Origin of the sequence: Carnobacterium sp. (assembly GCF_032094055.1) — a bacterium.
In the GTDB taxonomy this organism is placed as follows: Bacteria; Bacillota; Bacilli; order Lactobacillales; family Carnobacteriaceae; genus Carnobacterium_A.
In genome coordinates, this window is the sequence record NZ_DAMDAK010000107.1 from 897 (window position 1) to 7,183 (window position 6,287).

Below are 6,287 nucleotides of genomic sequence, written 5' to 3' on the forward strand. Positions count from 1 at the left end.
CATATAGTCTTCTGGAACATGCTCGGTGTTAACGAGTACGGTATCAATAAACTTCTTCTCTAGGTGCTTATGCAAAACAGCCACATGATCTGCATCTGTAAAGTTTTCTGTTTCACCCAATTGTGTCATAATATTGCAAATGTAGACGACCTCAGCTTTTGTTTCAGATACAGCTGCTCCTAAATCGCCAATCATTAAATTAGGCAGAATACTGGTAAACAAACTGCCAGGTCCTAAGACAACCATATCCGCTTCTCGTATAGCAGAAAGAACTTTGCGAGAAGCTTTTACTTCGTGGTTATCTTCAGTAGCCGTAACAAACACACGGTCAATTTTCTTACTTTCTTTAGCTATTTTCGATTCTCCCACAACCTGCGTGCCATCTTCAAAAACCGCGTGTAAATTCAATGGCTCTTCTGCAGCAGGGTAAACATGTCCATCAACGCCCATCATTTTTGCCAATAGCTGAATAGCTTCAAAAATACTGCCATGCATTTCAGCCATCGCTGCAATGATTAAATTGCCAATTGAATGACCGGCTAAAAAGCTATCTGCCGTATCAAAACGGTATTGAAAAATATCTTTTTGGAGATGAGGAATGTTAGATAGGGAAACCAACACATTTCGAATATCTCCAGGCGGTACCACATTTGCATAGTTGCGCAAAGTCCCACTGCTGCCCCCATCGTCAGCTACTGTCACTATCGCGGTTACTTCTGCATGTTTAGCTTTCAACCCTTGTAAGATAACAGGAAGTCCGGTTCCTCCACCAATTACCACTATCTTAGGTCTTCTGCCTTTTCTTTCATTCATCATGAGCGATTAACCGTCTCCTTAGTTTTATCTTTATCCCGATGGGTAATATGGACCGGATATCCATCTGTTTTAATTTTTTGTCCAATACGTTCTGAAAGAGCAACTGACCGATGTTTGCCGCCTGTACAGCCAATAGCAATCGTAACATTATTTTTACCTTCTTTTTTATAACCAGGTAAGATAGTATCTAATAAGTCAGTAAATTTACGGTAGAAGACTTCTGTTTCTGGTTGTTTCATCACGTAATCATAAACAGAATCGTCCATCCCTGTTAAAGGTCGTAGGTCATCAACATAGTGCGGGTTAGGTAAAAAGCGTACATCCATCACCACATCTGCGTCTATCGGCAAGCCGTATTTAAATCCAAATGAAATCAGTTCTACACGAAACAGCTCTGCTTCTCCCTTTTTAATAAAAGTAGAATGAATTTCTTCTCTTAATTGACGAGGAGATAGATCAGTTGTATTGATTACTTTTTGTGCCCGTCCTTTGATATCTTTTAACAATTCACGTTCTCTTTTTATTCCTTCTAAAACGCGATCATTCATAGCTAATGGATGAGTCCGTCTCGTTTCTTTATAGCGTGAAACCAATTCTTCATCGCTTGCATCTAAGAATAAAATTTTTGTGGTAATCATACTTTCTAATGCAGTCATAATTTCATCAAAAAAAGCACGTGCCCGTAAATCAATCACCAACGCAATTTTAGTTAATTTTCCTGATTCTCTCACCAATTCCCAAAATTTCGGCAATAAGCTTGGCGGCATATTGTCCACACAAAAGTACCCCATGTCTTCAAAGCTTTGCATGGCCACAGTTTTCCCTGCACCACTCATACCTGTAATAATAACCAGCTGTAAATTCTCTACCATTGTTGGTTCTCTCCTTCAAATTTCACGTTCTAAAAATCCACTTTCTCTATTATAACATTCCGGGCGTGTCATGTATAGTGAAGTTCGCTTTATTATCGTTTTTCTTCTATTTAAAAAGTGGTTTAAAAGCTTACACTTTTAAACCACTTCTATCGTTATTTTTTAGTTTTTTATAATAATATCAATTGTAGCTTCAAAGTCATCAATTTTTCTTTTCACTTCTATTGCTGAATCTGCATAAGAGCCAATATAAAACTTAATTTTTGGTTCTGTTCCAGAAGGACGAATCGCCAGCCAACTGCCGTCTACCATTTTGTATTTCAACACATTAGAAGAAGGCATATCAATTGTTTCTTTCATTCCTTTTTGATAAGTACGCTCTCTTTTTTCAAAATCTTCTACACACTCTACCCCAATGCCCGCAAATTCTCTTGGAGACTCGTTGCGGAATTTAGCCATTAACGCTTTAATCTTTTCAGATCCTTCAATACCTTCCATCGTAATAGAAATTGTCTTTTCTTTATAGTGACCAAATTCATGGAAAATATCTTGCAAGCCGTCATAAAGAGTTTTGTCTTGTTCTTTATAATAAGCGGCCACTTCAGCAATTAAGACTAAAGCTTGAATAGCGTCTTTATCCCGTACAAAAGGTTTAACTAGATACCCATAACTTTCTTCAAAACCAAATAAGAACGTTTGGCTTTTGTCTTCTTCATATTGCTTGATTTTTTCAGCAATAAATTTAAATCCGGTTAAAACATCTACCATTTTCATACCAAAATGTTCAGCAATAGCCGTTGGCAATTCACTTGAAACAATTGATTTCAAGACTACCCCGTCCTCAATCAGTGCTCCTGCATCTTTTTGTGCTTTTAATAAATAGTAGAGCATTAAGCTGGCGATTTGGTTCCCAGTTAAAACTTCATAATTCCCAACGGTCGTCTTAACAGCAATTCCCAATCGGTCTGCATCTGGGTCTGTAGCAACCAGAATATCGGCATCAATTTCTTTTCCTAAACGAAGAGCATATTCAAAAGCACCAGGCTCTTCCGGATTTGGAGATTTTACTGTTGAGAATTCAGGATCGGCAACCGCTTGTTCAGGTACGACTGTAATCCCTTCAAATCCCGCATTAGCTAAAGCACGTTCTCCTAGCATTTGGCCAGTACCGTGCAAAGGTGTAAAGACAAGTTTCATTTTTTTGCTCATTCGCTTCACTAAATCAGGGTTTACCGTTACTTTTTTAACTTGTTCAAGGTAAAGCTGATCCATCTCTTCTCCTATTATCGTCAGAAGGCCTTTTTCCTTCAGCCCGTCTTCTGATACTACATCAATTGTCAGGTTATTTTCGATGCTTCGTACATAAGTTGTTAAAGCATCCGCTTCTTTAGGCGGCATTTGTCCACCATCTTCTCCGTATACTTTATAACCGTTATAAGCTGCCGGGTTATGGCTGGCAGTGATCATAATGCCTGCATAAGCATTTAATTGGCGTACAGCAAATGACAATTCAGGCGTCGGACGCAGACTTTCAAAAACGAAAGATGGTATACCATGAGCCCCTAATGTTTTAGCTGCTTCCATCGCAAATTCAGGAGATTGGTGTCTGGAATCGTAGGCAATAGCAACACCGCGTTTTTTAGTGTCTTCTCCCAAACTATCCATAAACAAAGCCAGGCCTTCTGTTGCTTGACGAATAGTGTATTGGTTCATTCGATTGATTCCTACACCGATTATTCCGCGCATACCAGCAGTCCCAATCTCAAGCGGCGCGTAAAAGGCATCTTCTAACGCTGCTGAATCCCCTTTCATTGATTTTAATTCCGATTTTAATGTTTCTTCTAAAGGTTCAAAATCTTCCCAAACTTTATATGTTTCTTCCCATGTCATTATGATCATCCTTTGCTAGTTAATTATTCTCATTCATTTTCATTCTTTTTCCAAGTATACCATTTTTCTTATTTTCTTTCACGAAATTACAACGAAAAAAGGCTGAAATAAAAGTAATTGGAACCCTTTTATTTCAGCCTCTTGATAAAATTTAATTTTTAGCTACCTTTTCTGCTTCAAGAGTTTCATTTAATCTTTCAATATAATGAAACACGTTATCCCCAGCTAAACTGCCATCGCCAACTGCTGTTGCTATTTGACGTAAGGGTGTCAAGCGGACATCTCCTACAGCAAAAATACCCGGTACTGTTGTTTCCATGCGTTCATCCGTTATAATCCAGCCTTCTTCATCTGTTATGCCCAAATTCTTAAAACTTTCTGAGTTAGGCAAGATCCCTACATAAATAAATACTCCATCAGCTGAAGTTTCACGTTCTTCCCCTGTTACAGTATCTTTAATCTTTACACCCGTAACTTTCATATCGTCACCATGAATATTTTCAACAACTGCATTCCAAATAAAATCAACTTTTTCATTTTTAAAAGCACGGTCTTGCAAGATTTTTTGCGCTCTCAATTCATCACGTCGGTGAATAATTGTAACCTTTTCAGCGAATTGAGTTAAATAGGTTCCTTCTTCAACTGCTGAATCGCCTCCTCCGACGACTATCAGGTCTTTATTACGGAAAAAAGCTCCGTCACAAACGGCACAATAAGAAACTCCACGACCATTGTACTCTGATTCGCCAGCGACTGCCAGCTTACGATGTTCTGCACCAGTAGCAATAACAATAGCCTTTGTTTTATATTCTTTTTTCCCTGATATAATGGTTTTGTATTCATGCCCATCAATAATTTCTTTTACGTCTCCATATACATGTTCAGCTCCAAATTGCTTAGCGCCTTTGTACATATTGTCGGAAAGTTCCGGTCCTGTAATGCTGTTGAACCCTGGATAATTTTCTACTTCAGCAGTATTCATCATTTGTCCTCCAGGTACACCGCGTTCTAAAATCAGTGTATCTAAGTTAGAACGAGAAGCATAAAGTGCAGCTGTTAATCCACCAGGACCTGCCCCGATAACGATGACATCATAAATTTTTTCTGTTGTTTGCATTATTCAATCTCCTTTACTTCTTTTCTCTCTTTGTCCATTATATACCCTAATAGGTATTTTAGCTACTATTATGCTTTCAAAAAGTAAGTATTCATTAAAAATTTTTCATTTCAATTTCAATCACATCTTTTAAATCCTCTGCTTCTTCAAAAAAATCACCATCTGGTTCCAATTCCAGATATAACGTCACTAATTCTAAAGCTGTCTCTAGTTCATCAATATAAGCGTAATTATTGGACTGAAAATAATAGGCTTCTGGAAAGATATCTCCATCTTTTTCAATTAAATCATTTAATATTTCTATTGATTGATTGAATTCACCTACATGTTGATGGCAAATAGCTAATTGACACAGCGCAAAAACTTTTTCTTCTTCACTTTTACTTAATGTCACTGCGCGCAAGAGGTATTTCTTAGCACGTGCCACATCATTTTTTTGAAAAGCTTTAATTCCTCGTTGAAAATAAAAATCGCTATTTGGTATAAATGGAATGATCACAGCTGTTTCATTTTGTCTATTCGACATATGGCTTCCCCCTCTTTTAGCACAACTATTTTTGATAAATAAGTATACCATAGGATACACTATTTTGATAGGCCGGTTTCAACAGAATAAAATAGGCTAAATCTTTTTTTAAAAGCTCAGCTATTTTTGTGTATAAAGTGGATGTATTACTGGTAAATCAGGATGTATTTGTCTAAAGAAACCTGAAAACGAGACGAATCACCCCAAAATTAGTAAAAGAACGGGGTGGTGACAAAAGTCTCCATCCCGTTCTTTTCTATTTGAAATTGTTACTTTTCATCTTCTTCAAGTTTTTGGCCTAATTCAATAATGTAATCATGCAAAGCATCTTTTACTTCATTGTGTTTTAAGCCATATTGAATACTTGTCTTTAAGAAACCAAATTTATCTCCTACATCATAGCGTGTACCTTTGAATTCGTGTGCGAAAACACGTTGTGTCTTGTTGAGTGTATCAATTGCATCCGTCAATTGAATCTCACCGCCAGCACCCGGTTCTTGTTTTTCCACGAAACGTTTTACGTTATAAGTGGTTTCATCTACTTGTGCTTCAGGATCGATAATACCATATTTAGAAGTATCTTCATGCGGTACTTTCATGACGGCGATATTAGATGCATGTGTTTTATCGTATCCATTAATCAGTTGTTTTGTTAGTGGGACTTCATCTTCCATCAAATCATCGCCAAGCATTACCACAAACGGTTCATTTCCAATAAATGCTTTCGCTTGTAAAACAGCATGTCCAAGACCTTTCGGATATGACTGACGAACAAAGAACAGGTTTAACCCCGTTGTTTCTTCAACTAATTCCAATAAAGCCAGTTTGTCTTTTGCTCTTAAATTTTCTTCCAGTTCTGGATTTGAATCAAAGTGATCTTCAATAGGTCGCTTACTTTTCCCAGTTACGATCAAAATATCCTCAATTCCAGAGTTAATGGCTTCTTCTACGATAAACTGAATAGTAGGTTTGTCTACGATTGGCAGCATTTCTTTCGCCATCGCTTTTGTAGCCGGTAAAAATCGTGTTCCTAATCCTGCAGCCGGAATGACTGCTTTACGTACTT

Annotated in this window: 6 protein-coding genes; all 6 read right to left on the reverse strand. The window is 37.5% G+C overall.

Annotated features, from left to right (window positions below; all coding sequences use genetic code 11):
• The coding region (locus RT405_RS12370; RefSeq protein ID WP_313470089.1) for a YvcK family protein at positions 1–816 on the reverse strand (816 nt) is incomplete at its 3' end.
• Entirely contained in the window at positions 813–1,688 is an 876-nt protein-coding gene (gene rapZ / locus RT405_RS12375) for an RNase adapter RapZ (RefSeq protein WP_313470090.1), read from the reverse strand. The genes rapZ and RT405_RS12370, both read right to left, overlap by 4 nt.
• Positions 1,689–1,850: 162 nt before the next feature.
• Positions 1,851–3,578: a phospho-sugar mutase gene (locus RT405_RS12380; RefSeq protein WP_313470092.1), complete on the reverse strand. Its 1,728-nt coding sequence runs from the start codon at positions 3,576–3,578 to the stop codon at positions 1,851–1,853.
• 151 nt (positions 3,579–3,729) lie between these two features.
• Entirely contained in the window at positions 3,730–4,695 is a 966-nt protein-coding gene (gene trxB / locus RT405_RS12385; RefSeq protein WP_035029911.1) for a thioredoxin-disulfide reductase, read from the reverse strand.
• Between the two features lie 94 nt (positions 4,696–4,789).
• Positions 4,790–5,221, reverse strand: coding sequence for a hypothetical protein (locus RT405_RS12390; protein WP_313470093.1), 432 nt, complete (start codon positions 5,219–5,221; stop codon positions 4,790–4,792).
• A gap of 269 nt (positions 5,222–5,490) precedes the next feature.
• Positions 5,491–6,287 (reverse strand): UTP--glucose-1-phosphate uridylyltransferase (locus tag RT405_RS12395; RefSeq protein WP_313470095.1); only part of this gene is annotated, 797 nt, incomplete at its 5' end.